Below are 24,405 nucleotides of genomic sequence, written 5' to 3'. Positions count from 1 at the left end.
CTCACCCACCACCTCCAAGCACTCTAATAGTAATCTCCTCTATAGCTCTACTACTATACCTTGCAACCCCCTCTACTGTCACAATAGATGAGGAGGCATCCTTGAAAACCCACTCTATGAACGGGAATACTGCTCCTAGAGCGAGGAGTGATAACGCCATGACTGCAAGGAGAATTTCAACTCTTCCTGCTTCAACCTTCTCGAACTGCCGTCTTCCTACCCCGAAGACCACGGAGTATATTGCTTTAAAGTAGCCTGGCAGGGAGAGAGCTGATACTACTATTACCAGCATGCTTCCAAGCAGGAAGCCCATGGATGTATACCCGTAGTATATTAGCAGCTTGGAGTAGAAGCCTAGTAGTGGTGGCAGGCCTGCGAGACTGAGGAACCCTGTAATCCAAGCGAAGCTTGCGAGAGGGTGGAGTCTTCCAACACCCTTCATTTCATCCATGTTTCTTGATCCAGCTGAATCAATGAAGACGCCGCTAGCCATGAAGAGCATTGACTTAGCTATACTGTGGGAGATTATGTGTGCTATAGCACCTGCTACAGCTATCTCGACTGCACTGGTATCCCCGGCTTGAAAGCCTGCTGTAAGCCCTATGTATATTATGCCAACATGGCTTATCGTGCTGTAGGCGAGCAGCCTCTTCACGTCCCTCTGATTCATCATCATTAAAGCGCCTATTAAGCCGCTTATTGAGCCAAGAATGAATAATGCTGCCAGCACGGCTTCACGGTACCCGGCTAAATAGCTGCTGGGACCGAAGATCGTGTAGAGGAACCTCATGGTAGCGTAGATACCGACATTGACTACTAGGCCTGAGAGAGCTGCTGATACAGGTGTTGGTGCCTCAGGATGGGCATCGGGTAGCCAGAAGTGATTGGGGAAGAGAGCTGACTTGTAGGTGAATACCCACAGCGAGAATGCGACCACTATCATTCCAGCGTACTTTAAGGCGTCTCTAGCGGCAACATACTCCTCTGCAATCCTGGAGAGAACCCCCATGTTAAGAGAGCCGTGTGTAGCGTAGAGTATGACGAGGGCTCCAAAGTAGAGGTTTGTTGCTACTGCACCTATCAACGCGTACTTTGCTGCTGCTTCAACAGCTTCAGCTCTATTCTTATGGTATGCTACAAGACCGTAGGCGGAGACGCTTAGAACCTCGAGCATTACGAAGAGATTGAATACGTCGCCTGTGTATATGCATCCTAGTATCCCTATCTCCAAGCCTACGAGTAGGATATAGTACCATAAGGGTTCATCGAGGTGGCGGCTGTACCAGGTTGAGTAGACTGTGACAGCAAGCATTATTAGAGCACTACAAGCTCCAATTAAAGCGTTCAGCTCATCCACCTCGTAGACGATGCCGAAGTGTGGAGGCCACCCGCCGAACTTGTATAGGATTGGCTGGCCCGACCTGTAGACTTCAGCAAGTATTATAAGCGATGAAATAGCTGCTATAGAGGAGCCTATCAACGCTAGTATACTCGGAGTTCTTCCACCAGGAGCCAGCTTATCTAGCAGCGGCGTTATGAATGCTGTGAGAGCTAGCAACGGGATGAGCAGCCCGGTTAAATTGTAGGCTAGAGCTTCAAGCATTCCCTTCCACCTCACTCGAATATACGCTTCGAGTACTCCTCGAATGCAAGGGATATCCCCTTCCTAGCCTCCTCCGGCTCCACGGTTGGAGCGTAAATCCAGTGAACGTAGAAGGCTTTCTCATCCTCTCTAATCTCAACGACAACGGTTCCCGGGGTATTCGTTATAGAGTTGGCTGTCGCTGTTATAGCATAGTCTGAGGAAACCTCGTAGGGGACTTTAACTATCGCTGGCCTCACTGGTGTCTTAGGGTGAAGTATCCTCTTAATGACATCTATATGAGCTAATGCCTCGTAGAGAGTGAAGTATTTTACTGCGTAGAAAACCAGCCAGAACCACCTGGAGGGCTGAGCAATCTTCCATGGATTCGAGATGGTTATATTAGAGAATAAGACTCCTACAACGCATGCAACTACTGCTCCAGTGATGAGGTCGTAGGGTTGAATACTACCCGAGAACACTATGTAGGTTACATATGAGAGTGCAGCAACCACGAGTGCCCTAGTGAACCTCCCCACTTGAATCACCCCTTGAGCCTTCTTATCCCCCTCATATCAAGTGTATGGTAGTGCTTGTAGAGCTGGTAGCCTAGGAAGACTAGGAATAACGTGACAGCTAAACCTATGACTACAGCAGTTAACACGAGTGCCTGGGGTAACGGGTCTACAGCCCTTTGAACAAACTCCTGGAGGTTGCTTGGAGCCGGCTCGGTGACGAGTACTGGTGGACGCGGGCTAACCCCGTTAACCCACCTCCTGTAGCCGATGTATACTGCGAAAGCGTTAAGTGTATCCGAGAATATGGTTAGAGCTATCAGCTTCTTAACGTAGTGCGGCCTGAAGAAAAGCCCGTATATCGATATAGCGAAGTTGAATATCAAGGAGAATAGTGTAAGAGTGAACAAGTAGCTTACGAGAGGACTACTCACGTCCACCACCTCCCTGGGATCCAGCTTCAGGCATAGCTAGAAGCATAAAGGCTATAGTGAACCCGGCTGCAACAGCAAAGAACTCGAATAGATTGAAGAACCAGAGCGTGCCGCTAATTAACGCCCCATTCACCTCCCATGGGAAGCTTAAAGGTGAATCCGGCTTAGCCATGTTCTGGAATACGTAGGTGTTGACTCCCAGCAGGAGGCCTACAATAGATAGTAGTATGCTGGTAACACCTATCCCTGTTAACCCAAAGCTTCTTAAAATTACCATGTTCCCACTGCTCACTCCTCTCTCAACGAGAAAGGCTATTGAGAACACTATGATCACTACCATTGGTGCTACAGCTGCTGTAGCACCACCCTGGAAGCCTCCTCCAGGTGTCAAGTGACCGTGGAGAGCTATGGATGCCCCGACAGTTATAATCATTGGTAGTGTCAGCTTTGTCACAGTCTTAACTATCTTGGATAGTCCTAGCTCACTGCCAGAGGGAAGCTTGTAGGATACTCCCCTAGCTAGTGCTAACCCAGCTATTAAGGCTAGATAGAACACGCTTGTCTCAAATAGAGTGTCGAGGCCACGGTAATCCCAGACTATTGCTGTCACAGCCTCAGGGGAGTTGACGGTGTAGTCGGGTAGCATTGGATTATACGTGGTCAACAGGTAGAACTCAGGGAGGCATAGGCTTGGTACAGGGCACTTAAACCACTCGCCTGGTGTAACCCACTCCCATGCTATTGTAGCTAGAAGGCTTAACCCTGCTAGTAGAGCTAGGATCACAGTCAGCCTGACCAGGCTTCTCATTCCTTCTCCCACCTCTCAGTTCTACTGATCAGTAGGAGTAGAACACCAGGTATCAGTCCCACTGAGACTGGAAGGTATACTAGAACTATGTCTGGTGCCATTAGAATGTAGAAGATTAAAGCGTAGAAGCCGCTTTGAGCTGCACTGAATATTGTTGCTTTAACGAGGTCTCGTTCAGTTATAGCGAAGTATGTTGCTATTGTTGAAGCGACACCTGAGAGAGCCATTAGCAAGTAGACTGCTAGCTCGGCTAGCGTGGTCACTCGACACCACCCTTCACACACATCTCCTCGTTAAGCGCGTCGTGAATGCATGGTTCTACTCTCGCTACACCTGCCTTGTGAACTGCGCGTGCGAGAGCGTGGGAGCCTGCCGGAGCGAGTATTAGTATTATGAAGGCTGTTACAAAGCCTGCTCCAGCCATAAACCACTTGTAGACTCCTAGTTCATCGATGGTTATGGCTAGTAGTGACGCCCCAACTATAGGGTATACTCCACCCCATATAGTCGATACTGTCGCAGCATGCAGTCTTAGATAGAAGTTCTTGAATCTATGCATGCCTACCGCACCTATTATCGAGGATACCGCGCCTAGGCATAACAGGGCTGTGCCAAGATACTCTAATACTACTCTGAGTACAGTCACTTCTAACCACCCATCTCCTCTCTTCTCTCAAGGTATTTAGCAATGTAGATGTCTAGAGCGTAAATCCATAGAGCTAAGGGTATGGCGACTACTACTAGGATCGCCTCCCTCAGGTATACTGCTGTTAATACAACCAGCACGGCAAGCATGTACGTCATTACATCGACAGCTAGAACTTGATCGCCTATAGTTGGTCCTTTCAGAACTCTAATGAATACTATTAGTGTTGATGTAATGTAAACTAGTAGTATTACAGGAATGAAGGAATCCGCGATCATTGTGAGCCCACCCTTCTAAGTGTTGAAAGACTTAGAGGAGATGAATCCCCGACAACATGGCCTGCCAGCCTGTACTCGCTTGTTGAAACGTAAGCGTTAAAGGGGCATGCTGTCACGCAGCGATAGCAGAAAACGCAGAGACTGTAGCTTACTATAGGGTATATTCTTCTCGGATTAATCTTCGGGGCTTCATAGCCTTCCGGTATAGGCGTCATTCTTATAGCGTCTGCAGGGCACTCTATCGCGCAGAGAGAGCACCCAGTACACTTGTTTAAATCCGCGTAGTGCATCCCCCTGATGTCTTTTTCAACGGGAGTCGGCTCCCTAGGATACTGGATCGTCGCTGGCTTGCTTACAATATTCTTTAAGGCTAGAGGGAGTATCTTCGGCTTACCCATCTTCTACCACCACTCAACTCCTTCATTGATACTTTAAGCACAGTATTCCTCTCTAAGTCTACAACTGTCACTCTCTCCATGCAGGAGATACAAGGGTCTAGTGACGTGAGTATGACTGGGAGGTCGGGTATCGTGTAGCCAACATAGAGGAAGCCTGTGTTAATAATGTTATTGAAGCTTGGAGTCCTAATCTTCACTCTATAGGGGTTAAGGCTTCTCCCATCGCTCATAACGTAGTATGTAAGCTCTCCTCTCTGAGCTTCAACCCTCGTATATGCTTCCCCAGGCGGGAACTTCCTGGGGAGTTTTCTCTCATCGGGTACAGGGTTACCGTCGCTCGGCAGCTTCTCGAGGATGTAGAGGGATATGTTAATGGATTCTAGGGTTTCATCCCATCTAACCATCATTCTAGCCCAGGAATCTCCTTCACTCCTTGTTACGACATTGAAGGGTATTTCACTGTATGCATCGTACCTATCGCTGGCTCTAGCATCAATTCTCACCCCGGATCCCCTGGCTACCGGGCCTAGGAGCCCGTGCATTGTCACATCAACGGGCTTAAGTCTTCCGACATCAACTAGTCTCTTCAGGATCGTTTCATCCTCCTCAAACACCTTCTTGTAGTACTCTACTCTCGGCTTCAACTCTAGTAGGAGCCTGCGGATTCTATCCTTCTTCTCCTCGCTGATGTCTCTTCTAACCCCGCCGACCATCATGTAGTCTGCTAGAACTCTATTCCCAGTCAGTATCTCTTTAGCCTTCATAACTCTCTCACGATCCAGCATGATATTCATGAAGAGGTTATCGAAGCCTATGTTCTCCGCCATAACTGCGTTTATCAGCATGTGGCTGTGTATACGCTCCAGCTCCATTGCGAGAACCCTGAGATACTTGGCTCTACTGCAGGGCTCTACGTCTAGCAGGGCTTCAAGTGCTCTCACATAGCAGTTTGCATGTACTGCGTTGCAGATCCCGCATACTCTCCCAACAACGAAGATGTCACGGTAGAACGTGTTCTTCTCAGCGAGCTTCTCTATACCACGGTGATTGTATCCTGTGTTTACTTCAACTTTAACTATCTCCTCGCCGTCAGCATAGGCTTTCAATAATAGTGGCTCGTGGAGTGCTGGGTGCTGGGGTCCAACAGGTATTTCAAGCGTGTAGGGTATCTCGATGATCTTCGATACACCCATGCTGTAGCTTACACCCCGCTATCCTTTCTCAACGGGTAGACGTTTCTCTCGGCTAGATCTGAGGGTACGAAGAAGCCGCGCTTCAGGAATGGGTTACCCTTGAATACTACGCCGAGTAGATCGTGAGTCTCGCATTCACCGGAGAGAACGCCGGGAATCAAGTCTACTAGTGAGTCTATAACAGGGTTATCGCGGGGCAGGAACGTTCTAATAACAATGGTCTCTTCCTCCGGGAGCAATACGATATAGTAGTCTAGTCTTATTTTACCCTCGCCAGCTAAGTCGGTGCCAGCAATAGTTGACACGTAGAATCCTTCTCTACCAGTCTTCTCGAGTAAACCTGTGAAAACACTCCTCAAGTCTCCTGGTTTAACCACATAGAGCTTTCTCCCCGGCTTTACGATACCTTTCTCCACGGCATACTTCTCAATTAAGTTAAGCTTCTCCTCTACACCCGTCATCAACAGCCTCCCCTCTTCTTATTCTATCAAGGAGCTTCACGATACCGTCTAGAATGGCTTCCGGCCGGGGAGGACAGCCTGGCACACAGATTGAAACGGGGACAGCTTTATCGGCTCCGGCTAGAACAGAGTACGACTTGTGGAAGACGCCCCCACTGCACGCGCATGCACCGACAGCTATAACAAACTTAGGGCAGGGCATCTGGTTGTATAGCCTCTTTAATCTTACAGCTGACTTCTTTGTTAGAGCCCCCGTCACTACCAGTATATCCCCGTGTCTTATACTAGGAGCCAGCTTGACACCAAACCTCTCCGGGTCGTAGAGTGGTGTTATTGCTGCTAGAACCTCTATATCGCATCCATTACAAGCCCCAGTGTTGAAGTGCACTAGCCAAGGGCTGTAGCGTATAATCCTGTACTCCCTGCCAGCTTCAGTAGCCTGCTTACGGGTACTAGCTGACATGTAAGCACCTGTGAACTTCAATGGAGATCAAGGATAGTTTATACTAATAAATATTGTGTTAGGATATCCTAACATGAAATGTTAGGTAAGGCTAACAAGCCCACCTATAACTGCTTGACCAAAAGACAGGCCTCCATCGTTAGGTGGGATTCTCTGCGGGAGTAGGGGTTTCAATCCAGCAGCCCTCAGACTGTCTCTAAGACCCCTGTATATATAGTCGTTTACAGCTGCTCCACCCGAGATGACGACACCATCAATGCTCTCGCCTTTAGTGGACTCTATGATCAGCTCGCCGTAGTAGTAGCCTAGGCTGTAGAGGAATGAGGCGGCTATACTACCATGGCTAGCTCTCCCAGCATCCTCGAGAAGCCTGACAACGGCTTCATAGTAGTCTAGTCTAAGCAGCCTGTTCTCCTGGCTGAGCTTAAATCCTTCTATCAGCCTGGGGGCTCCTCTACTAGCAAGAGCTTCGAGGAGAATAGCTGGCTCCCCCTCAAAGCTTCTCTCAACACTTGGATCCAGAATAGAGGCCACCATATCCAGTAGGCGGCCGGTGCTAGAGGCTAGAGTATACCTGCCTAACTCGACAAGCCTGAATGCTACACGCCCCTCCACGCGTGCTCCTCCAGTAGCACCTGGTAGAGTCTTTTCTATCTCGCTTACACTCCAACCCTTCCTAGCTAGGTAGCCGTAGAGTAGTCTGATGGGCTTAAGAGTATCTCTATCGCTGGTCAAGGGTACCTGGTCTATGGAGGCTACTCTCTTGTATACTCCTGGCTCCTCTACATTGAAGATTATTACCTCACCACCCCATATCGTTGAGTCGTCACCCCAACCGACACCGTCGACAGCTAGCCCGGCTACTCTACCCTTCAGTCCTCTATCTACTGCTGCACCATAAACGTGCGCGTAGTGATGCTGGACCTCTAATACTTGAGCCCCATGTCTCCTCGCGTACTCTAATCCCAGGGTTCTTGAATGGTAGAGTGGATGCTTGTCGACAACTACGATGAGGCTGTTCTCGTTTAAACCGTAGTTTCTAACCAGGTAGTCCAGGGCCTTTAAGAGGTCCAGTTGAGCGTTGAAGCTGTCTAAATCCCCTATGTACTGTGATACAACAATTTTGTCTTCAAAGCCCACTGCTCCTGTACTATTGAGGTCTCCTCCAAAAGCTATAACACTCCTGGATAACTCGAATGGTATTCTAATCCAGGCTGGAGCGTACCCGCGGGATCTTCTAAGCTGAACGTATTCTTCCCCAGTTTTACGTAGAACGCTATCGTCAACCCTGTTAACTATCTCTCTATCATGCACGAGGTAGAAGTCCACTATGCCTTTAAGCTTTCTTCTAGCGCACTCCTCGCTGGTACACATGGGTTCCCCGCTTACATTCCCGCTGGTCATAATGAGGAACTTGTCGCGTGTATTCATTAGTAGTATGAAGTGGAGTGGCGTGTAAGCTGTGAAAACCCCTTCGTGGCTTAACCCCGGTGAAACCAGCTTTGAAACCGGTGAGTCCTCGCGCTTAGGTAGCAGGAGTATGGGTGCTTGAGGGGAGTTTAAAAGCGCCTCATCCTCCTCGCTCATGTATACTAGTAGCTTGAGCACGCTGGTATCAAGCCCCATTACAGCAAAAGGCTTCCTAGGCCTCTTTTTCCGCAGCCTCAAGCGGTAGACTACATCATCGCTTGTAGCGAGAGCCGCTATATGGTAGCCGCCTACTCCTTTAACAGCTATAATGTATCCTTCATCTACTAGCTTAGCTGCATCGCCTATAGGGTCTTTTGAATCCAGTAGATTAAACTCGCTATCGTACAAGGCTAGCTTCGGCCCGTCCCTAGGGCAGCTTATACCTTGAGCATGATACCTTCTCTCATTACTTGGATCCCTATACTCTCTCATGCATTCATCGCAGAGCAGGTACTTAGCCATACTCGTGTTTTCACGGTCGTATGGAGACTTGTACATCATGGAGAAGCGGGGGCCACACCAAGCGCAGGAGTTAAATGGGTACATGTATCTCCTGTTAGAGGGGTCTAGTACCTCCATTAAGCAATGCTTGCACACAGCTAGGTCTGGTGGTATATTGGATCTAAGCAGTTTCACTTCACTGCTCTTCAGTATAGTGAACTCATGGTAGTATGCAGGGGCTTCTTCCTCCACGAATACTTCTTCTACTACAGCCGGAGGAGGCTTCTCGTATACTAGGAGGGCTAGAAACTCGTAGAGTTGTTCTTCAGAGCCTTCAACCCATACCTCGACTTCACTTCCCCCCACGTTTCTCACGTAGCCTTTCAGCCCTAGGCTCCGCACAATTCTGTCTATGAATGGCCTGAACCCCACTCCCTGCACTAGGCCTGCGATAACTACTCTGAAAGCCTTCAAGACTGCCACCACGCCTTCAGGTAAACGCTAAGCGGTTAACGCGATCCTAGAATAAATCTTCATCCTGAACGTACTCCTTACCAATCCTTAAGGCTATGGAGGCTTTACTAAGCTCGTAGCCTAAGTAGAAGAAGTGGTCTGGCAGGCTTGCAAGCTGCATCCTAGTGATCTCTGCTAGAATAGCTTTAGGATCCACACCTATAATTGTGTAGTCTGGTGCAGCCTCCCCTGGCTTATAATGCTCAACCACTATTCTACTAGAGTCATGGTCGACGTGGATTCTAAAGAATCCCTTTGGGTCGGCTTTAAACCCTAGTCTCTCCCCGGCTTCAACTACAATACCCTGGAGCTGCAGTGGAGTAGTCTTCCTCCTCTTATCTTTGAGAACAAGAAGGTTTATTGAGAGGTCTTTAGGAGGCCTCTTCTCCCTCCGCGCTATCAAGCACATATCTAAAGCTCTTCTAAGCTCTCTTGTAGAGCCCCGCGTCTTCACGCTAGCCTCTGTTGTAAGATATACTTCAACTCCAATCTCAACTCCCATTGATGCTATCAAGGCGTTAACCCCTACGCTATCCGCGTCAATCATTTCCGTGATGTTCCCGGCACCCATAAGGAGAGGGGTTTTTGGGAACATCTCTCTAGCCTTCACGTACCTCTCTAGTGAGCGGGTTAACCCGGCTAGTGGTATATCTAGAATAGGGTCAAGGATAATCTTTGAAAACCCGTGCTCAACAGCAGTACTGTAGGTGTGAGCTAAGCTGTCGAGGACCTCCTGTCCTTGTGCCTCCTCACCCGGTATTAACACTACGGCTTTATCTTTCAAGCCATCAATATCCATGAATTCTCTGAGCCTACTGAGAGTAAAGCTCATGAGCAAGTCTACACCGGCATCTAAAGCCTCCTTTAAAACCAATGTATCAGGGGAGTCAACGCCTACAGGCCTGCCTGTAGACTCTCTTACACTATCCACGAGTTCCCTGAGACCTCTGGGATTATAGTGTAGTGGGAACCCGAGTACTATTACGTCAGCTCCGCTGCCAGAAGCTTTAACTGCACTCCTTACTACGTCTTCTACACGGGATTCACGGGGCACGTAGACTTCATGTAGTATTATAGGGTAGAGAGGGCTCACGTAGACCTTGCCCTCCACGCCTATAGTGAAATAGTAGTTTCTTGAAGCCTCCTTCTTCAGCTCCTCGAGGATCGCTAGATCTCTCTCCGCTCTCTGCGCTGCTATTAATTCGTCAGCCGGCTCTACTCTCGAGAGCTCCACGCCCCTGGCCACCGCGTCGATCATTAAGGGTATATCATGTAGGTATCTAACGCCCTTGACCACAGGCTTACCCATTATCTCTGAGACTCTTGTGAGATCTCCGCTTGTGAATCCAGGCACTATGATTAAATCAACATCTTTAAGCTCCTCTAGATGCCTTGGGAGTTCTTTCTCAAGGTAGCTGCTAGTCATCATTGCAGCAACGGGAATAGGCAGCTCGACAACTACTATCTCTAGACCCGGCCTGCTCAGCTCAGCAGCTAGTCTTCGCACCTCGCTGCCTGCAAGCCTACCTGTGATGAGTGCTATCTTCAATCCTCCGCCACCTAGTGTACTCGAGGATTCTCCGAGGATGATCTATTACTCTAATACCGGGTACGCCTCTAAGCCTCTCGATTATACTAGTGTAGAATGGGTGTGGTTTAACCACTACTTCTACATCGAATAGTATAGCGTTGAAGGGGCATGCATTAATACAGATATAGCATCTAGTGCACTTCGAAGGATCTACCTTCACCTTATGAAGCACATCCTTTCGGAGAGCTCCTGTAGGACAGGAGTCTGCTGCAGTACACTCAGTGCATTTAGAGCACTTCTCCCTCTCAACGAGTATTGGTATGAGGCTTCTCGTCTCGTACAGATCCACGGGTAGAACTAGGACTTCAATGTTATTCTTGAGAGCGTGCATAACCATGTTTGAGACTAGGGAGTCAGCTATACCGTTAACTATCTTAGCTACCGTATTCATTGAGGCCGGGGATACGACTGCAATACTGTACACGCCCTTATAGAACCTGCCTGTCGAAGGGTATCCTGGGGCTTCTTCATCCTCGAAGACTACTCCAGTAGGATACGGGCCTTTCAAAATGCTCTCTAGTTCCCCGAGAAGCCCGTACATTGCTAGGATGCTTCTACCAGCCCTAGACACGAATGCTGTGACAGCTACACCAGCCTCCACGAGGTTCTTAATAGCCTCAATGCTCTCCTTCATGAAGGCTCCTGCACCAGTAATACCCCATGCAATGCTTTCAGCCACGCTTATCCGCCAGCTTCCTCTATATCCTCGATGAATGCTAGATTGTAGTCTAGTTCAGGTATATACTTTAATCTAGCTTTAACGCGGACTCCTTTGTACTTGACTGTAATACTAACATCCATGTTCCTTGTTTTCAGCGTGGTATAAGAGTAAGGGTCGCTGGGGTCTCCCGGGCTATCAATTCTAATTTTAACTTTAGCATCCTCTCTAAACGGCTGAGCTTTAATAGCGTTCTCAATGATTTTTTCAAGTAGCCTGGCATCTTCCTCGCTTTTCACTGGTATACCGGTGAACTGGTGTACAACCATGCCTACTGCTATACCTGCTTCAAAGACAGCTCTATCCCTCGGTGTCACCTTCTCCGAGAAGTACTTGCTAGCCCTATCACTACTCGTATACATCACCCACACGTCTTATGGTGACGTTCTTCCTGCTACTAATGTACTCTAGCATTCTTGAAGCTATCTTCAACTTGGCTCTCTTCAACTCTCTATTAAATGAGGCTGTTTTACCCGGGCACGGAGTGGGCTCGCCATGGAGATCAAAGCCTGCTAGGTAGACTTCTCTAACACCTAACGCGACTGCTACGAAGACTCCTCTATCCCCATCCGTGAAGCCGCCGAAATTATAGACGTGGGGCCTTGGCTCAACCTGCGTAGAGCCAATTAAGGGGCCCTTAAAGCCTTTCGTGTACTCTTTAATCCTAGGTATGTTGTCTCCATGAGCGTGTATTACTGTAACTGACCCAGTACTAGAGGCCCTCCATAAATCCACGGCTAACCCATCGAGATCTGTGACAACAATACTAGGGGTTAAACTATTTAAGAGCAGGATGCTTGTAGAGCCATCTGACGCCACGAGTAGTGAATCCTCGAGCAGGCTGAGCTCCCTGGCAGTTTCTATATCTCTAAGAAGATTGCCTCCACAGCCGAATACTACTGCTCTCTTAAAGCCACCCTGTAATCTCTTCAAGTCGTCGAATTCGATCGTATTTGGGAGCCCACTTAGAATGGAGCTTAAGAGGTCTGCTGCCTCCTGATCTCTATCGAATGAGAGCTTTACTACCGACCTAATATATTGGTAGAGGGGCTCCCATTCCCTCCGAGGAATAATCCAGCTCATATCTTCCTTTAACCCCTATCCTTCAATAGATCTATAGCTCTCGCTTTAACCACTGATTCAACAGTATACTCGTGTATAGTTTCAAAGGATTTTACAGTCACATACACCAGGCTCTGGGGGTCTAGAGTGTTTTTCCTAGCTAAGAGCTCTGCTAGGCTAGCGGATACCAGCCTCGCTATATCCTCTGTGAAAAACGGCTTCTCGTGTACAGCTCTAACAAGCTCGGCTTCCTCAGCTCTCTTCAGATAGTTGCGTGGGGCTTGAAGCATGTTCTTTAATAGCTCGAATACCTCTAACGGCTCTACGCTGACACCCCTAGATTTAATGTAAGCGTTAACTCTTACCTTCTGCATGTGAGTGAAGGGCTTACCGTAGAGGTACTCGGAGACCGCCATCGCACAGGGGCAGGTGGTTAGAGTATAGAATCCTCCCCCACTGTACTCGGCTACCGGGGTTATCGAGCCCCCCTCACGTTCAACCGAGATGCGGGCGTAGAGAAAGCCGTTGCTAGAGTACTCGTGCTGCGATTGTGAGTAGTAGAGTCTCCCCTTAACTGTAACTACAGCTCTACTTGAGTAGTCGTTGGCTTCGAGTAGTCTTAGAGCAAGCCTTCTCAGCACGCTTAAATCCAGCCTGTTGAAAGGCTTCATGACACTGGTGAAAGCTTCGTATATACGTGAAAGATGGGCTCCCTTTAAGTGTCCTGGCAGATCCACTGAGATCTTGAATACTGGTGTAACAATGTATTCACCAGCTAACAGCGGCGGCGACCGCAGTCTCCCCAAGCCCACGTTGTTAACGCGTACTTCAATTGAAGGACGCTCTGAATGTACGTCTGGGATCTCCAAGCTGGTACACCTTGAAGCAGCTACTTTAGTCCGGCTTCCTCGGTAAACTTCGCTAATTCTCCAGCAAGCTCGTCGATCTTCTTTACTCCTTCAAGCTTACTGGTAGCCTTCACACTACCATCCTTTACATGCATTAACAGGATTGTCGGGGATGCGTGAATATCGTAGTATTGGAAGCTACCTTTAGCTATGCTTGAATCACACTCTCTCGTGAACCAGCCGCATAAGATGACAATGTAGTGTGAGCTCTTGAATGTCGACCCGAAGATCTTCACGAAGGGATACCAGTATAAGTCTTGTACTCTGCAGGCAGGGCACTTAGTGTTATCAAAGTACACTACGTATACACCATCCTCCCACGGCTTAAAGTAGTCGCCCTCCACATGCTTTAACACCCACTTGCTTCTCGCTGCATCGTAAACGTAGACTCCATGCGGCTGCTCGGGTCCAATAGAGTCTACCTCTAAGCCTACACCTCCACCAGGCTTCTTCTCGGGTTTTGCTAGAAGCTTTCTAAGCAGTTCGAGCACCTCGTTATCAATACTCATAGAAACCCCTCCAACTCTAAGCAGACGTGGTACTGAACTAATCATAAAGAAAGTCTTATTATAGTGGCACTAAATTAACCTTAAGAATTGCAGGCTAGCTAAGCTTACAAAGCCATCTCTACGTAAATCTTACCTGGAAATTAGGGTTATATTTTTATAACCTCGTTTTCCAATCATAGTGGTTTGGTGAGAGAATGCCCGGGTTAAGGGATCTCATATACACGCCTCAAGCAGCTAAAGGGGAAGCTATAAGCAAAGTTGAAACTCATACACCTAGAATTGAAGCACCAGATGAAGTTAAGCCAGGCGAAGTATTTAAAGTTAAGGTTACCGTGGGCCCCCACCCGAACACCCTGGAGCACTCTATCAGATGGATCGAGCTGTACTTCGAGGAGGAGGGGAGGGCATTCAACCCGATCCTAGTGGGTAGGTACGAGCTGACGCCAGTCTACAGTGAGCCCACGATAGAAGTCTACTTGAAGGTGTCAAAACCCGGCAGGCTAATAGCACTCGAATACTGCAACCTGCATGGATTATGGGAGAGCTATAAGGAGATAAAGGTTAAAGGGTGAAGTCTTGAAGGTAGAGAAGTATTCTCTGAAAGATATAGCTCTCTCCGCGGTTGAAGCCTACAATAAGGTTAGGTCACCGGAGGCTACAGCCCGGTTAGTGGATGTTAGAGATGATGAAGGGCTAGCAGTCATCGAATTCCAGGGCTCTTTCTGCCTTACATGTGGTGTTAGAGACTGGGTTGAAGACTATAAGTACGTGTTAATATCTATGGGTTACGAGGCTGAGCTCATAGACTACCTGGAGCCGGAAGGAGAAGAATATAAAAGGGTGGGTGTATTCAAGGTTAAATCCGTCTAGGTGCTTAGAGGTGGAATCCCATGCTTGATGAAATAGACTTGAAGATAATCAAGGAGCTCACGGAGAACGCTAGGAAGCCGTTCAGGCAGATAGCGTTAAAGCTGGGTTTAAGTGATGTAGCCGTCATCAAGAGAGTGAGGAAGCTAGAGGCTCAGGGTGTTATCAGAAGGTATGTTCCCATAGTAAATCCAGCCAGTCTAGGCTACAATAAGGTAAGCTATACCGGCGTAAACGTTAAGCCTGAAAAACTCTTCGAGGTAGTCTCAAAGCTAAAGGAAAAGGAGTATGTGAAGTACCTTGCGATAACATCAGGCGACCACGAGATATTAGCAGTTATATGGGCGAGGGAGAGCGATGAGCTCCAGAGAATACACGATGAAATCAGGGGTATTGATGGAGTAGTAGAAGTGTACCCAGCAATACTTACAGACATAGTTAAAGCTGAAGCATACATCTAGCTACAGTGAAATCCAGGACTTACAGTTCAAGGGCACCGGTAGGCTTATATAATGGTTTCCGCTGAACCAGCTATTAGAGTATAGTGGTAATTAGAGGAAAGCATAAGACCACTATAATAGTTAGAATGAAGGTTGTAGATGCCACTAGCTCAGGCAGCCACCCGTATCTCTCAGCGATCAGAGTATTCATGACAGCTGGAGGCATGGCTGAAACCACGATAAGCTGAACGCCGTAAAACCAGTCGACTCTTGTAGCCGAGACAACTATAAGCGAGAGTAGAGGCGCTATTAGAAACCTGTAGAGGGATGCAACTGCTATAAAGCCCCACTCTTCATGCAGCACGCTGAGCCTTAGAGGTAGCCTAGCACCAAGTACAGCTGTAGCAACATAGCTTAGCAGCCTGGGAGCCCACCAGAGGAGGCTTGAAACCCTTTGGGACAGCCATGCGGGAAGCGTGTAGTGGCTAATCAACCCGAGAGTGAACCCTAGGAGAGCCGGCATTAAGAGCACTCTACGTAGAGATACTCTGCCCATGGACATCGCGTCAGGCACTACTACGTTTAAAACTAGTGTTACAACACCGTATGTTGCAGCAACATCGACTACTCCGAATAAAGCCATTGATACTGGGAAGCCTAGGAACACAGAGTTCGGGAACGCTGACACGAGGAAGAGAGCCCTGTAGTATTCTCTAGGCCTACCAGCTGTGATCAATTTAAGCGTGAAAGCCACGGTGAATACTAATAACAGGATTGAAAGAGAGATCCATGCATCACTTGCCGCAACCCCTCTATCAATGTAAATCTTGATGAAAGCTAGTGGTATCAGCAAGTAGTAGACAGTGTTAACCGCAAGCTTTAATCCTCTCTCAAATAAGCTAGCCCGCTTTAACACGCTGTTGAAGAATACTCTTACCAGTAGCCCGGCAACTATAAGCAGCATTAACACTGTGATCTCATTCACGTAGACCCCCTCCACTACGGCTTAAAGCAGCCTCTATTTCACATTAATATTGAGAATCAGCTGGAAGTATTAATGTGAAGGTATTAAAATAATACAACTCGTTCTAGGAGAACCCAGCTATACAGGCATTTGAAAACGGGATTCAACTCAACCTGGGTTTAAAGCCTAACGTAGCGAGTATCTCCTTCAGGTGCTTGAATAACTCCTCGATATCGCTGTCAGTGATGTAACCCATGTGGCCTATCCTGAAGGTTACATCCTTGACTTTACCGTATCCTTTAGCTATCTCAATACCCCTCTTCCTTAGCTCCTCGTATATAACAGGGCCTTTAACACCTGGTGGATTATAAACCACTGTTATTGTAGGGCTATAGTATCCGGGTTCAGCGAAGAGCTCTAAGCCGAGTTCTACTACACCTTTTCTTATCTTCTCAGCTCTCTCAGCGTACATTCTAAGCCATGCATCCTTCCCACCCATCTTCTCTACTATTCTCAATGCAACGTTTAACCCGGCTACCTGGGGGATAGGGGGTGTTGTAGGTGTTGACCACTGCTTCTCAAGGAACTCCTTCATCTCTAGGAGGTCGAAGTATAATCCTCTCTCAGGTATTCTAGCGGCTTTCTCGAAGACTCTCTCGCTTATAGCTGCCATGGCGAGACCTGGGGGAACCCCGAATGCCTTCTGGCTGCTAGCGAAGACTAAGTCTATGCCCCACTCATCGACTTTTAACTCCGCTGCCCCCATTGCTGAGACTGCATCAACAAAGAGTAGTTTATCGTGCTCTCTAACAACCTTAGCTAGGTCTCTCAATGGATTTAAGACGCCTGTACTAGTCTCATTGTAGGTTATTGTGACAGCTTCTACATCAGGATTCCTCTTCAACGCTTCATCGAGTTCCCCTGGTAGCACTGGCTTACCTAGCGGCTTCTCAAGGACTACAGCTGTCCTCCCATTTCTTTCAACAGCCTCCCTATACCTATTCCCGAATTCACCTATAACTGTCACCAGCACCTTACCTCTCGGGGAAATAGCGTTTCTCACGCTTGCCTCCATGAATCCAGTTCCACTTGAAGGAGCAAGGAGGACTGTAGCCTTACGCGCCTCGATGAAGTCTGCCAGCCGTTTAACCGTATCTCTATGGAGCTCCTGGTACTCCTTGCTCCTGTGGCTAACCTGCTGTATCCTCATGGCTTCAAGAACTTCTGGGAAGCAGGCCACAGGGCCTGCGGTGAACAACTTCATAGGCTTAGGCCACAGGATTCTTTCAACTTCTCTCACAGCATCCATGTAGCCAGCCATAACTAATCCCTGCAGTATTATGCTTCATCAAGCTTAAATAATCTAGAGCCTGTGAGAGCTGAGCAGGGTATCTCTCTAAAGCTACATAAAGCAGGTAGTACTCGGAGTCTAGCTTACATAGAGCTGGAAGAATAAGTTTCCTACGTGCACCTTATAAGTTCTACCTCAATCTATCTAACAAGATATCTGGCTGCTTCGAGTACATCCAAGTATATAATCACGGCTAGCAAAACACTTAAAGAGAGTTAGGTGGTTACGCGTGCCGAGTGTTAAAGTAGAGAAGGATAAATACAAGTTTATACCAGGGGTAATACTAGATGACGCTGACGAGGAAGTAGTATACGGCGTGCTAGGCTACTCGAAAGGAGATAAGTGTAGCAGGTGTCCTCTGAGAGGTATCTGCGGGTAGTTGACTAGTGGAGCGAGTCATCTCGAAGGGGGATAAGATAAAATATAAGTGCTTGAGAAGCGGTGTATGCTGTAGAAGCGGGCCTAATGTAGCTCTAACAGCATTTGATGTCTGCAGGATAGCTAGATTTCTTGGAGTTGAGTGGAGGAGGCTTATAGGCAGCTACATATACGCTGTAATAGCTGACCACATACCTATACCTGTTCTAAGAGGAGTAAACGGGAGATGTGTTTTCCTAGAGGTGATTAACGGGGTTCCCTCGTGCCGCATATATCCTGCAAGACCTAGAAGGTGCAGGCTATTCCCCTTCATACCGCTCTCCCCATCTATAACTGATAGAGTGAGAGTATCCAGTATCTGCCCGGGGATCGGGGAAGGAGAGGAGTCAGAGCCCCCCTGGAGTGAACTGGAAAGATACTCCGAGGAGGTTAAAGCCCACTACAAGCTTCTCTACGACTACATATTTACTAGAGGCTACGAGCCCTTGGATGCCCTTGAGGCAGTAATAGACTTCGTCTGCTCCCAGCACCACTCCCTATAGCTCGAGGAGTGTTAATTACCCAGCTAGCACTATAATGTTAATGGGGCTGAATACCATGTACGAGTTCGAGGCGTGGAAGACTATTGGATCCGACCGTGTCTCAGCAATAGGGTTAGGCACTTATGGTATAAAAAGCTATGATAAGGCTTTCGAAGCATTCACGTATGCTTTAACACATGGATTAAACCTCATAGATACAGCTGAAATGTATGATGCCGGGAGAGCTGAGGAGTTTGTTGGAAGAGTTGTAAGGCATATTGGAAGGGATAGAATATTCATTACAACTAAGATGCTTCCAAGCAGGCTTGACGATAAAGAGAAAATTGTAAGGGCGGCTGAGGAAGCACTGCGAAGGCTGGGAGTATCCTACGTCGACCTCTACTTAATCCACTGGCCTAACGAGAAGCTACCGGTAAGCACTCAAGTGAGGAACTTCGAGATACTAGCTGAGAAAGGGTTAACCAGGTATATTGGTGTAAGTAATTTTGATCCAGCAATGCTGAGAGAAGCCGTGGAGTCTACAGCCAAGCACGAAATAGTGGTTAACCAAGTCCACTATAGCGTTGTGGATAGACACTACGTTGAAAAAGAACTCCTCCCGTACTGTATTGAGAAGAAGATTACTCTTCAGGCGTACACGCCTCTGGAGAAAGGGGGTGTTGCCCTCAATAATGCAGTGAGAAGGGTGGCTGAAAGGTACGGTAAGACGCCTATTCAAGTTGCATTAAACTACCTTATAAGTCATGCAAGAGTCATCGCAATACCTAAGGCTGAAAGCCTTGAGCACGTAAAGGAGATTCTCGGAGCTCTCGGCTGGTGGATGAGCGTAGAGGATCTCGAGTACTTGAGGAGGCAGGCTTAACGCTCAGCCGGCCCCCATGACTTTCATCCTTCATGTACTCTGCCTCTAGCCTTGTATCCTTCAGGTGAGGTCTCAAGCTTCTCTAATCCTTTCTTGAAGGCCTCTCTAAGCTCTAGAGCCCTCTCCTCGGGCAGACCGTCGTAGGTGAAAACCCATCCACCCCATTCAACCCCTGCAGCATACTTCAACTTGTCTCTCGCCCTGTGCACCGGGTAGAATTCCACGTGGAGATGGAATAGTTCTCTCTCACCTCTACATGGAGCCTGGTGGATAGCCATCATGTATGGGAGACTGAAGTCGAAGAGACTGTTGTATCCTGCCACCACGACTTTAAGTGAGTCTGCTAGATCCTCTACTTCACTATCCGTTAGCTCCAGCAGGCTGGGAATATGCCTCTTCGACACTATGTGAACCTCGTAGGGCCACATGGCGTAGAATGGAAGGAATACTAGGAAGCCATTGTTCTCGTAGAGCAACCTGGTTTTCTCATCTCTCTCCAACTCCATTATACGGCACAGCAGGCAGCCACCCTGCTGCTCCCTGTACTCTTTGAGCATTACTAGCTCCCGCTCGATCCGCGGGGGTATGAATGGGAAGACGTAGATCTGGCTGTGCGGGTGGGTTAGCGATACACCGATGACTTCACCTTTATTCCTGAATGGAAGAACATGCTTTATTCTTTCATCGCTGCATTCACGAGCTGTAACAGTCTTTAACTCTCCAATGTATTTAACGAGGCTAGTGAACAACACTGTATCCAGGTCGCCTTCATGCTCAGGGGTTTCAACTACAACGTAAGATGCACCGTAGGCGGGCTCCACCTTGTAAATATCCCTGCTACCTCTCGATACAACAGCATCTCTTCTAAGTGCAGGAAACCTGTTTCCCAAGACGAGTACATCCCAGCCGTAGCCGGTTTCAGGGGCACCGGGACAAAACGGGCAACCTCCACTTCTCCACGGCCTGCCAGCTCTGCCGCTGGACACTATTATCCAGCATCCAAGGAGAGGATTCCACCGTAGCTCGTTGCTCAAATTAGACACCGGCAGGATCATATGGTAGTTTTAGAGTTTAAAGCCTGAGTGCTCATCGGGTTTACTTAGCTACCCGGGCTGAGCTAGAATGCATGGCGGCTTCTCAGTTAAGAGAATACTAGAGAGATATCGTAGTATTAAGCTTCTAGTTTCAGCTCCCGGGCGCGTAGACTTCCTCAATACGCATCAGGACTACAAGGGTCTGCCAGTAGTCCCAATAGCAGTCAACCTGAGAACCTATGTAGCTGTTGTTGAATCTTCAAGGAGGTTCATAGTTGAAAGCCTTAACCTAATGGAGGAGGGAAAGCTTTACAAGGATGAATTCGATCCTGCACGACCAATTCAAAGCTGGAAGGGGTGGTTTGGAAACTACTTGAGAGCTGTTGTCGCAGCTATACGCGATTACACTGGGGTATCCTTGAATGAAGGCTTCCACGCAGTAATATATAGTGAGGTCCCCATAGGCGGCGGGCTAGCTAGTAGTGCAGCTCTCGAAGTAGCATTTGCTAAAGCCCTTGACGCCTACTTCAACCTCGGGCTTAACACTAGCAGTCTAGCCGAGGTAAGCTTCAAAGCTGAGAACACTTATGTAGGAGTCCCCTGCGGGAGGCTGGATCAATACGGGTCAGCGTACGGGGGTGCTATACTACTCTACCCGCGTGAGCCGGTTAGAGTAGAAGTCCTCCCGCTGGAAAGCTTAGACATGGTTGTCGTGGACTCCGGTATAAGGCATAGTGTAGCTGAAATCCACCCTGTAAGACAACGAGAGATAAATGAGGGGTTGAAGCAGCTCATGGAGAACCCGCTTATACCACGGGAGCTGAAAGAGAAGCTTGGCTACAGGTTTGATGAGCCGCGCTGGAGTGAAATAGAATACCATGAGATAAAACCGTACCTTGATGCTATTAAGGATGCTCCAGCTAAGCGTATAGCGTTCACTATACTAATGAATGCCTCCACGATGAAAGCCATTGATTTAATTAAGAGAGGAGAGCCCAGACTCCAGGAGAAGCTCGGCGAGATAGTTAACGAGCAGCACGAGCTACTAAGAGACCTCTACGAGGTCAGCCTGCCAGAGCTCGAGAAAATAAGAAATGCTATGCTGGATGCAGGAGCATACGGTGTTAAGATAAGTGGAGCGGGGATGGGTGGAAGCCTTCTAGCTGTAGTACCCTCAGAGCAGGAGGTTAAGAAGAGAGTGCTTGATGCAGCCTTGAAGGCTGGAGCTAGGAGAGGATGGATCGTGAGGATCGATGAAGGAGCAAGAGTTGAAGACGGCTACATATAATAAGGCGTTTAAAAGACAGTGATCAAGTGGTGGATGACAGCTTGAAGCCCAGTGACGTAGAGCTGACTAGAAGATTAGCCGAGAACCCGAGGGTAAGCTTAAGGAGGCTTGCCCTCGAGCTAGGCGTGAGCTATATAGCGTTAAGGGAGAGGCTGAGGAAGCTTGTTAATAAAGGGCTAGTGGGCTTTGCATTAATGGTTTCACCCGAGCTAGCAGGCTACACTGCAGCTGTAGTGAGAATACGCAGTAGTGCTGTCGAGAGGATAGTTGCAAAAGCATACAAGTGTAATCGAGTGATTACAGGGCTGCTAGTTAACAGTAATGAGGCTATTCTAGTAGTCTACGGGAGAGATAAGAAGGATGTAGCATTCATTATTGAAATGCTAAGGAGCGAGGCAGACAACTTCGAGGCCAGCATAGAGTACGGCCGGCTCCCACCCGAGTTTAAAGTTCAGATAAGAAATCCTGCACCAAGCTGCACTCACTTAAACTGTAGTAGCTGTATCCCTGTACTCAGAAATAGAGTCAACAACTCCAATCGCTAGGTAGACCGTACGCTTCACATGTAAAAGTGAATATACTCTCTACAGTCGGCTTCCTCCTTAAATCCCTAATCCTCCTCTTATACCAGGGCATCGCCTTCAGGGTGTGGTATACTATCTCATTAAATATCTTCCAGCCTTCACTATTCAACTCGTCATCACTGAAAAATAGGTCTCTCTCCTCGTAGAGCTTGATTATGAGTCTCTCCACGTACTCCCTTATCTTGTCATCCATGATCTTATCCTACCCGGCTACTCCCTACAAGGCTTTAATTTGAGTATTCCATTCCTCTTAAGTACTTCCTCGAGTAGGGGTAGGACTTCCCCGATTGATCTATCAGCGTTTACTTCTATAAGCCTGCGTGTCTCCCTATAGTAGTCTATTATAGGCTTGAATGTCTCATGGAACACTCTGTATCTATTCCTGACGACTTCTGGGTCATCGTCAGCTCTTCTAATCAACTGGGCTCCATCGTAATCGCACTTCTCGTCTACGCGCGGCTTAGGCTCGTAGTATATATTGTATACTCTACCGCAGACAGGGCAGATCCTTCTACCGCTGAGCCTCTTCACAGCTACTTCCTCTGAGACAACTAGGTGTACTGCTGCATCTATAGTGGTGAATTCATCGAGGGCTCTAGCCTGCTTTAGAGTTCTAGGATACCCGTCTAGTATGAAACCTTTGGAGGCGTCGGCTTCCTGGAGCCTCTTCTTCACTACCTCTACGACTACTTCATCAGGTACCAGCATCCCCTTTTCAACATAGGATTTAACTAGGAGTCCCAGCTGAGAGCCTCTAGCTATCTCCTCTCTAAAGATGTCGCCTGTAGATATATGGGGGATACAGTACTTGTCTCTCAGAGCCTGAGCGTAAGTGCCTTTCCCGGCGCCTGGTGCTCCAATCAACACTATCCTCAACTAGCTTCACCCCTCCACGCTTTACTCTGGTCTTTGAATACCCGGTGAGGTTTAAAATGAAAACTAAACAGGCTACTTGTATCTCGGGTCTCTTATCCCAGTCCACTCGAGGAGCCTCTGGAATGCATGGTATTTCGAGATGACCTTAGAGCCGGCTGGCCCCGGCTTCTTCATGTAGAATGCGTTCACCTCGTATACTGTACCGTAGACCTGTCTATCTAAAGCTATTCTCCCAAGCCTTACTAAGTCTACGAGGAGGCCTGCGAGAGCTGGACTATCATTTATTCTCGCTACAATGTATACTTCATCCTTGAACTCTCCGAAACTATAGTACTCTACTATCATTGCAACGAACTTCTTGTCTCCAAGAGGTTCAAGGTATCCTGTAGGCCTAATGTAGTTTGGTGCCTCGTAGCCTAGTATATCCTCGACTACAGCACTCTTCGTCTTCTTCTTCATCAAGTTTCTCTCGGGGAGAGTGAGAGCTAGGAAGTCTGTGTTACCTCCGATATTGAATTGAGCTATATCTATAACCCTCCTGTTCCTCTCGTACATGTGTTCTAGCAGGTCAGCTGTGAGAGGAGTAGCCCCTGTTGAACCGTCGTCACCGAATATAACGCACTTCCACTCCCTGCAGAGCTCCACGAAGCCCGGGTCATTAGCTATCGGGGAGGGGATCGCGTTTACAAATGCTGCAGGCTTGTGCATCGAGGAGTATAGGGCTGTAGCGTAAGCGTACGTCTGGCTTGCTGTTAAATCACCGTTTAAAGCTGTAGTTTTAATTACTGCTGGGTTCCCCACGGGTTCAACAGGCTCAGTTGTCATGACGTTTACAACTACATCTACGTTAAGGCTCTTCCACTCGTCTACCAGCTCCATTACAGCCTCTCTGACACTCCTACCTTCTTCCCTTCCTCTAGCCTTCACAGGCAGCCCTTTCAAGCTGTTGAGGTGGATGCCTCTTCTAACCACTATATCTTTAAGTGAACCTGGTATCTGGGAGCTCGGGTAGTCTCTTCTAGCTAGCTCGTAGACGGTCTTCCCTACTTTTGATTCATCGACGTCGTAGGAGGCCACGATCTCAATGTCACTGTACTTGTAGGGGAGCCAGTCTCTCAACGGGACACCGTAGTCTGGTATCTCATTGCTTCTAAGCTTCTCTAATCCAACCTCGAAGTGAAGGGCTACGAGGCCTTGTCCTACAACTGCTACACGTATCAAGCCTGCCT

Annotated in this window: 32 protein-coding genes; 8 read left to right on the top strand and 24 right to left on the bottom strand. The window is 48.1% G+C overall.

Features of this window, described 5'->3' with window-relative positions:
- Window position 1: 1 nt before the first annotated feature.
- The 18 genes from OWQ48_02940 to OWQ48_02855 all read right to left on the bottom strand — a co-directional run bounded on the left by OWQ48_02940 (window position 2) and on the right by OWQ48_02855 (window position 14,035).
- Window positions 2-1,603, bottom strand: a complete 1,602-nt coding sequence (locus OWQ48_02940; protein ID MCY0868171.1) for a proton-conducting transporter membrane subunit — start codon at window positions 1,601-1,603, stop codon at window positions 2-4.
- 11 nt (window positions 1,604-1,614) lie between these two features.
- Complete coding sequence (locus OWQ48_02935) at window positions 1,615-2,130, bottom strand: Na+/H+ antiporter subunit E (GenBank protein ID MCY0868170.1); 516 nt, start codon at window positions 2,128-2,130, stop codon at window positions 1,615-1,617.
- A complete protein-coding gene (locus OWQ48_02930; GenBank protein MCY0868169.1) occupies window positions 2,127-2,531 on the bottom strand; it encodes a sodium:proton antiporter in 405 nt (134 codons plus the stop codon). The genes OWQ48_02935 and OWQ48_02930 overlap by 4 nt, the downstream gene beginning before the upstream one ends.
- Window positions 2,524-3,339: an MnhB domain-containing protein gene (locus tag OWQ48_02925; GenBank protein MCY0868168.1), complete on the bottom strand. Its 816-nt coding sequence runs from the start codon at window positions 3,337-3,339 to the stop codon at window positions 2,524-2,526. Before OWQ48_02925 ends, OWQ48_02930 begins: the two co-directional genes overlap by 8 nt.
- Window positions 3,336-3,566 carry a DUF4040 domain-containing protein gene (locus OWQ48_02920; protein MCY0868167.1) on the bottom strand — a complete coding sequence of 77 codons (231 nt, stop codon included), beginning with the start codon at window positions 3,564-3,566 and terminating at the stop codon, window positions 3,336-3,338. Before OWQ48_02920 ends, OWQ48_02925 begins: the two co-directional genes overlap by 4 nt.
- A 32-nt stretch (window positions 3,567-3,598) precedes the next feature.
- A complete protein-coding gene (mnhG, locus tag OWQ48_02915; GenBank protein ID MCY0868166.1) occupies window positions 3,599-3,985 on the bottom strand; it encodes a monovalent cation/H(+) antiporter subunit G in 387 nt (128 codons plus the stop codon).
- Between the two features lie 2 nt (window positions 3,986-3,987).
- On the bottom strand, window positions 3,988-4,263 hold the full coding sequence (locus OWQ48_02910; protein ID MCY0868165.1) for a monovalent cation/H+ antiporter complex subunit F: 276 nt from the start codon (window positions 4,261-4,263) through the stop codon (window positions 3,988-3,990).
- Window positions 4,260-4,661, bottom strand: a complete 402-nt coding sequence (locus OWQ48_02905; protein ID MCY0868164.1) for a 4Fe-4S binding protein — start codon at window positions 4,659-4,661, stop codon at window positions 4,260-4,262. The genes OWQ48_02910 and OWQ48_02905 overlap by 4 nt, the downstream gene beginning before the upstream one ends.
- Window positions 4,634-5,854, bottom strand: a complete 1,221-nt coding sequence (locus OWQ48_02900) for a nickel-dependent hydrogenase large subunit (protein ID MCY0868163.1) — start codon at window positions 5,852-5,854, stop codon at window positions 4,634-4,636. Before OWQ48_02900 ends, OWQ48_02905 begins: the two co-directional genes overlap by 28 nt.
- 8 nt (window positions 5,855-5,862) lie before the next feature.
- Window positions 5,863-6,315, bottom strand: a complete 453-nt coding sequence (locus tag OWQ48_02895; protein MCY0868162.1) for an NADH-quinone oxidoreductase subunit C — start codon at window positions 6,313-6,315, stop codon at window positions 5,863-5,865.
- On the bottom strand, window positions 6,290-6,778 hold the full coding sequence (locus OWQ48_02890) for an NADH-quinone oxidoreductase subunit B family protein (GenBank protein ID MCY0868161.1): 489 nt from the start codon (window positions 6,776-6,778) through the stop codon (window positions 6,290-6,292). The genes OWQ48_02895 and OWQ48_02890 overlap by 26 nt, the downstream gene beginning before the upstream one ends.
- Window positions 6,779-6,859: 81 nt before the next feature.
- Entirely contained in the window at window positions 6,860-9,172 is a 2,313-nt protein-coding gene (gene hypF, locus OWQ48_02885; protein MCY0868160.1) for a carbamoyltransferase HypF, read from the bottom strand.
- Window positions 9,173-9,209: 37 nt separating this feature from the next.
- A complete protein-coding gene (locus OWQ48_02880) occupies window positions 9,210-10,751 on the bottom strand; it encodes a dihydropteroate synthase-like protein (GenBank protein ID MCY0868159.1) in 1,542 nt (513 codons plus the stop codon).
- The gene (locus OWQ48_02875) at window positions 10,726-11,472 is read right to left on the bottom strand and encodes a 4Fe-4S binding protein (GenBank protein ID MCY0868158.1); all 747 of its coding nucleotides are present in this window, start codon (window positions 11,470-11,472) and stop codon (window positions 10,726-10,728) included. Before OWQ48_02875 ends, OWQ48_02880 begins: the two co-directional genes overlap by 26 nt.
- Window positions 11,473-11,474: 2 nt before the next feature.
- The gene (locus OWQ48_02870) at window positions 11,475-11,873 is read right to left on the bottom strand and encodes a dihydroneopterin aldolase family protein (GenBank protein ID MCY0868157.1); all 399 of its coding nucleotides are present in this window, start codon (window positions 11,871-11,873) and stop codon (window positions 11,475-11,477) included.
- A complete protein-coding gene (locus tag OWQ48_02865) occupies window positions 11,860-12,594 on the bottom strand; it encodes a DUF115 domain-containing protein (GenBank protein MCY0868156.1) in 735 nt (244 codons plus the stop codon). Before OWQ48_02865 ends, OWQ48_02870 begins: the two co-directional genes overlap by 14 nt.
- A gap of 8 nt (window positions 12,595-12,602) precedes the next feature.
- A complete protein-coding gene (locus OWQ48_02860) occupies window positions 12,603-13,442 on the bottom strand; it encodes a GTP cyclohydrolase, FolE2/MptA family (GenBank protein ID MCY0868155.1) in 840 nt (279 codons plus the stop codon).
- Window positions 13,443-13,462: 20 nt separating this feature from the next.
- The gene (locus OWQ48_02855) at window positions 13,463-14,035 is read right to left on the bottom strand and encodes a hypothetical protein (GenBank protein MCY0868154.1); all 573 of its coding nucleotides are present in this window, start codon (window positions 14,033-14,035) and stop codon (window positions 13,463-13,465) included.
- 149 nt (window positions 14,036-14,184) lie between these two features.
- Here OWQ48_02855 and OWQ48_02850 point away from each other — a divergent pair, with 149 nt between their 5' ends.
- The 3 genes from OWQ48_02850 to OWQ48_02840 are packed head-to-tail and all read left to right on the top strand — an operon-like array spanning window position 14,185 to window position 15,318.
- A complete protein-coding gene (locus OWQ48_02850) occupies window positions 14,185-14,562 on the top strand; it encodes a class II SORL domain-containing protein (GenBank protein ID MCY0868153.1) in 378 nt (125 codons plus the stop codon).
- A gap of 4 nt (window positions 14,563-14,566) precedes the next feature.
- Window positions 14,567-14,860 (top strand): hypothetical protein, encoded by a 294-nt coding sequence (locus OWQ48_02845; protein ID MCY0868152.1) that lies wholly within the window; start codon window positions 14,567-14,569, stop codon window positions 14,858-14,860.
- 20 nt (window positions 14,861-14,880) lie between these two features.
- Window positions 14,881-15,318, top strand: a complete 438-nt coding sequence (locus OWQ48_02840; GenBank protein MCY0868151.1) for an Lrp/AsnC family transcriptional regulator — start codon at window positions 14,881-14,883, stop codon at window positions 15,316-15,318.
- Between the two features lie 73 nt (window positions 15,319-15,391).
- Here the strand turns inward: OWQ48_02840 and OWQ48_02835 are convergent, their stop codons facing one another.
- Both OWQ48_02835 and OWQ48_02830 read right to left on the bottom strand, forming a co-directional pair.
- A complete protein-coding gene (locus OWQ48_02835; protein MCY0868150.1) occupies window positions 15,392-16,282 on the bottom strand; it encodes a transporter in 891 nt (296 codons plus the stop codon).
- Window positions 16,283-16,424: 142 nt separating this feature from the next.
- Entirely contained in the window at window positions 16,425-17,582 is a 1,158-nt protein-coding gene (locus OWQ48_02830) for an alanine--glyoxylate aminotransferase family protein (GenBank protein ID MCY0868149.1), read from the bottom strand.
- 259 nt (window positions 17,583-17,841) lie between these two features.
- On the opposite strand from OWQ48_02830, the gene OWQ48_02825 reads away from it, so the two are divergent.
- From OWQ48_02825 to OWQ48_02815, 3 genes are read left to right on the top strand one after another with little or no spacing between them, the layout of a single operon-like run.
- Entirely contained in the window at window positions 17,842-17,991 is a 150-nt protein-coding gene (locus OWQ48_02825) for a hypothetical protein (GenBank protein MCY0868148.1), read from the top strand.
- 7 nt (window positions 17,992-17,998) lie between these two features.
- The gene (locus tag OWQ48_02820; protein ID MCY0868147.1) at window positions 17,999-18,532 is read left to right on the top strand and encodes a YkgJ family cysteine cluster protein; all 534 of its coding nucleotides are present in this window, start codon (window positions 17,999-18,001) and stop codon (window positions 18,530-18,532) included.
- Window positions 18,533-18,587: 55 nt separating this feature from the next.
- Complete coding sequence (locus OWQ48_02815; GenBank protein ID MCY0868146.1) at window positions 18,588-19,394, top strand: aldo/keto reductase; 807 nt, start codon at window positions 18,588-18,590, stop codon at window positions 19,392-19,394.
- A 23-nt stretch (window positions 19,395-19,417) separates the two neighbouring features.
- Here the strand turns inward: OWQ48_02815 and galT are convergent, their stop codons facing one another.
- Window positions 19,418-20,437 (bottom strand): galactose-1-phosphate uridylyltransferase, encoded by a 1,020-nt coding sequence (gene galT / locus OWQ48_02810; GenBank protein MCY0868145.1) that lies wholly within the window; start codon window positions 20,435-20,437, stop codon window positions 19,418-19,420.
- A gap of 79 nt (window positions 20,438-20,516) precedes the next feature.
- On the opposite strand from galT, the gene OWQ48_02805 reads away from it, so the two are divergent.
- Together OWQ48_02805 and OWQ48_02800 are read left to right on the top strand one after the other, a co-directional pair.
- Window positions 20,517-21,716: a GHMP kinase gene (locus tag OWQ48_02805; protein MCY0868144.1), complete on the top strand. Its 1,200-nt coding sequence runs from the start codon at window positions 20,517-20,519 to the stop codon at window positions 21,714-21,716.
- Window positions 21,717-21,757: 41 nt separating this feature from the next.
- Window positions 21,758-22,261, top strand: coding sequence for an Lrp/AsnC family transcriptional regulator (locus OWQ48_02800; GenBank protein MCY0868143.1), 504 nt, complete (start codon window positions 21,758-21,760; stop codon window positions 22,259-22,261).
- Here the strand turns inward: OWQ48_02800 and OWQ48_02795 are convergent.
- From OWQ48_02795 to OWQ48_02785, 3 genes are all read right to left on the bottom strand, one after another.
- A complete protein-coding gene (locus OWQ48_02795; protein ID MCY0868142.1) occupies window positions 22,242-22,493 on the bottom strand; it encodes a hypothetical protein in 252 nt (83 codons plus the stop codon). The genes OWQ48_02800 and OWQ48_02795 overlap by 20 nt on opposite strands.
- 17 nt (window positions 22,494-22,510) lie before the next feature.
- A complete protein-coding gene (locus tag OWQ48_02790) occupies window positions 22,511-23,176 on the bottom strand; it encodes an adenylate kinase (GenBank protein MCY0868141.1) in 666 nt (221 codons plus the stop codon).
- Between the two features lie 72 nt (window positions 23,177-23,248).
- A complete protein-coding gene (locus OWQ48_02785; protein MCY0868140.1) occupies window positions 23,249-24,397 on the bottom strand; it encodes a myo-inositol-1-phosphate synthase in 1,149 nt (382 codons plus the stop codon).
- Window positions 24,398-24,405: the final 8 nt, after the last annotated feature.

This window comes from Desulfurococcus sp. (assembly GCA_026626905.1).
Taxonomy (GTDB): Archaea; Thermoproteota; Thermoprotei_A; order Sulfolobales; family Desulfurococcaceae; genus Desulfurococcus.
This window is presented reverse-complemented; position numbering and strand designations above follow the sequence as displayed.

Coding starts and splice junctions, on each gene's coding strand:
- OWQ48_02830 (MCY0868149.1), bottom strand. CDS start 17,582: ATGGCTGGCTACATGGATGCTGTGAGAGAAGTTGAAAGAATCCTGTGG.
- OWQ48_02840 (MCY0868151.1), top strand. CDS start 14,881: ATGCTTGATGAAATAGACTTGAAGATAATCAAGGAGCTCACGGAGAAC.
- OWQ48_02905 (MCY0868164.1), bottom strand. CDS start 4,661: ATGGGTAAGCCGAAGATACTCCCTCTAGCCTTAAAGAATATTGTAAGC.
- OWQ48_02795 (MCY0868142.1), bottom strand. CDS start 22,493: ATGGATGACAAGATAAGGGAGTACGTGGAGAGACTCATAATCAAGCTC.
- OWQ48_02805 (MCY0868144.1), top strand. CDS start 20,517: ATGCATGGCGGCTTCTCAGTTAAGAGAATACTAGAGAGATATCGTAGT.
- OWQ48_02925 (MCY0868168.1), bottom strand. CDS start 3,339: ATGAGAAGCCTGGTCAGGCTGACTGTGATCCTAGCTCTACTAGCAGGG.
- OWQ48_02870 (MCY0868157.1), bottom strand. CDS start 11,873: ATGTATACGAGTAGTGATAGGGCTAGCAAGTACTTCTCGGAGAAGGTG.
- OWQ48_02940 (MCY0868171.1), bottom strand. CDS start 1,603: ATGCTTGAAGCTCTAGCCTACAATTTAACCGGGCTGCTCATCCCGTTG.
- OWQ48_02910 (MCY0868165.1), bottom strand. CDS start 4,263: ATGATCGCGGATTCCTTCATTCCTGTAATACTACTAGTTTACATTACA.
- OWQ48_02855 (MCY0868154.1), bottom strand. CDS start 14,035: ATGATTAGTTCAGTACCACGTCTGCTTAGAGTTGGAGGGGTTTCTATG.
- OWQ48_02890 (MCY0868161.1), bottom strand. CDS start 6,778: ATGTCAGCTAGTACCCGTAAGCAGGCTACTGAAGCTGGCAGGGAGTAC.
- OWQ48_02815 (MCY0868146.1), top strand. CDS start 18,588: ATGTACGAGTTCGAGGCGTGGAAGACTATTGGATCCGACCGTGTCTCA.
- OWQ48_02850 (MCY0868153.1), top strand. CDS start 14,185: ATGCCCGGGTTAAGGGATCTCATATACACGCCTCAAGCAGCTAAAGGG.
- OWQ48_02895 (MCY0868162.1), bottom strand. CDS start 6,315: ATGACGGGTGTAGAGGAGAAGCTTAACTTAATTGAGAAGTATGCCGTG.
- OWQ48_02920 (MCY0868167.1), bottom strand. CDS start 3,566: ATGGCTCTCTCAGGTGTCGCTTCAACAATAGCAACATACTTCGCTATA.
- OWQ48_02865 (MCY0868156.1), bottom strand. CDS start 12,594: ATGAGCTGGATTATTCCTCGGAGGGAATGGGAGCCCCTCTACCAATAT.
- OWQ48_02900 (MCY0868163.1), bottom strand. CDS start 5,854: ATGGGTGTATCGAAGATCATCGAGATACCCTACACGCTTGAAATACCT.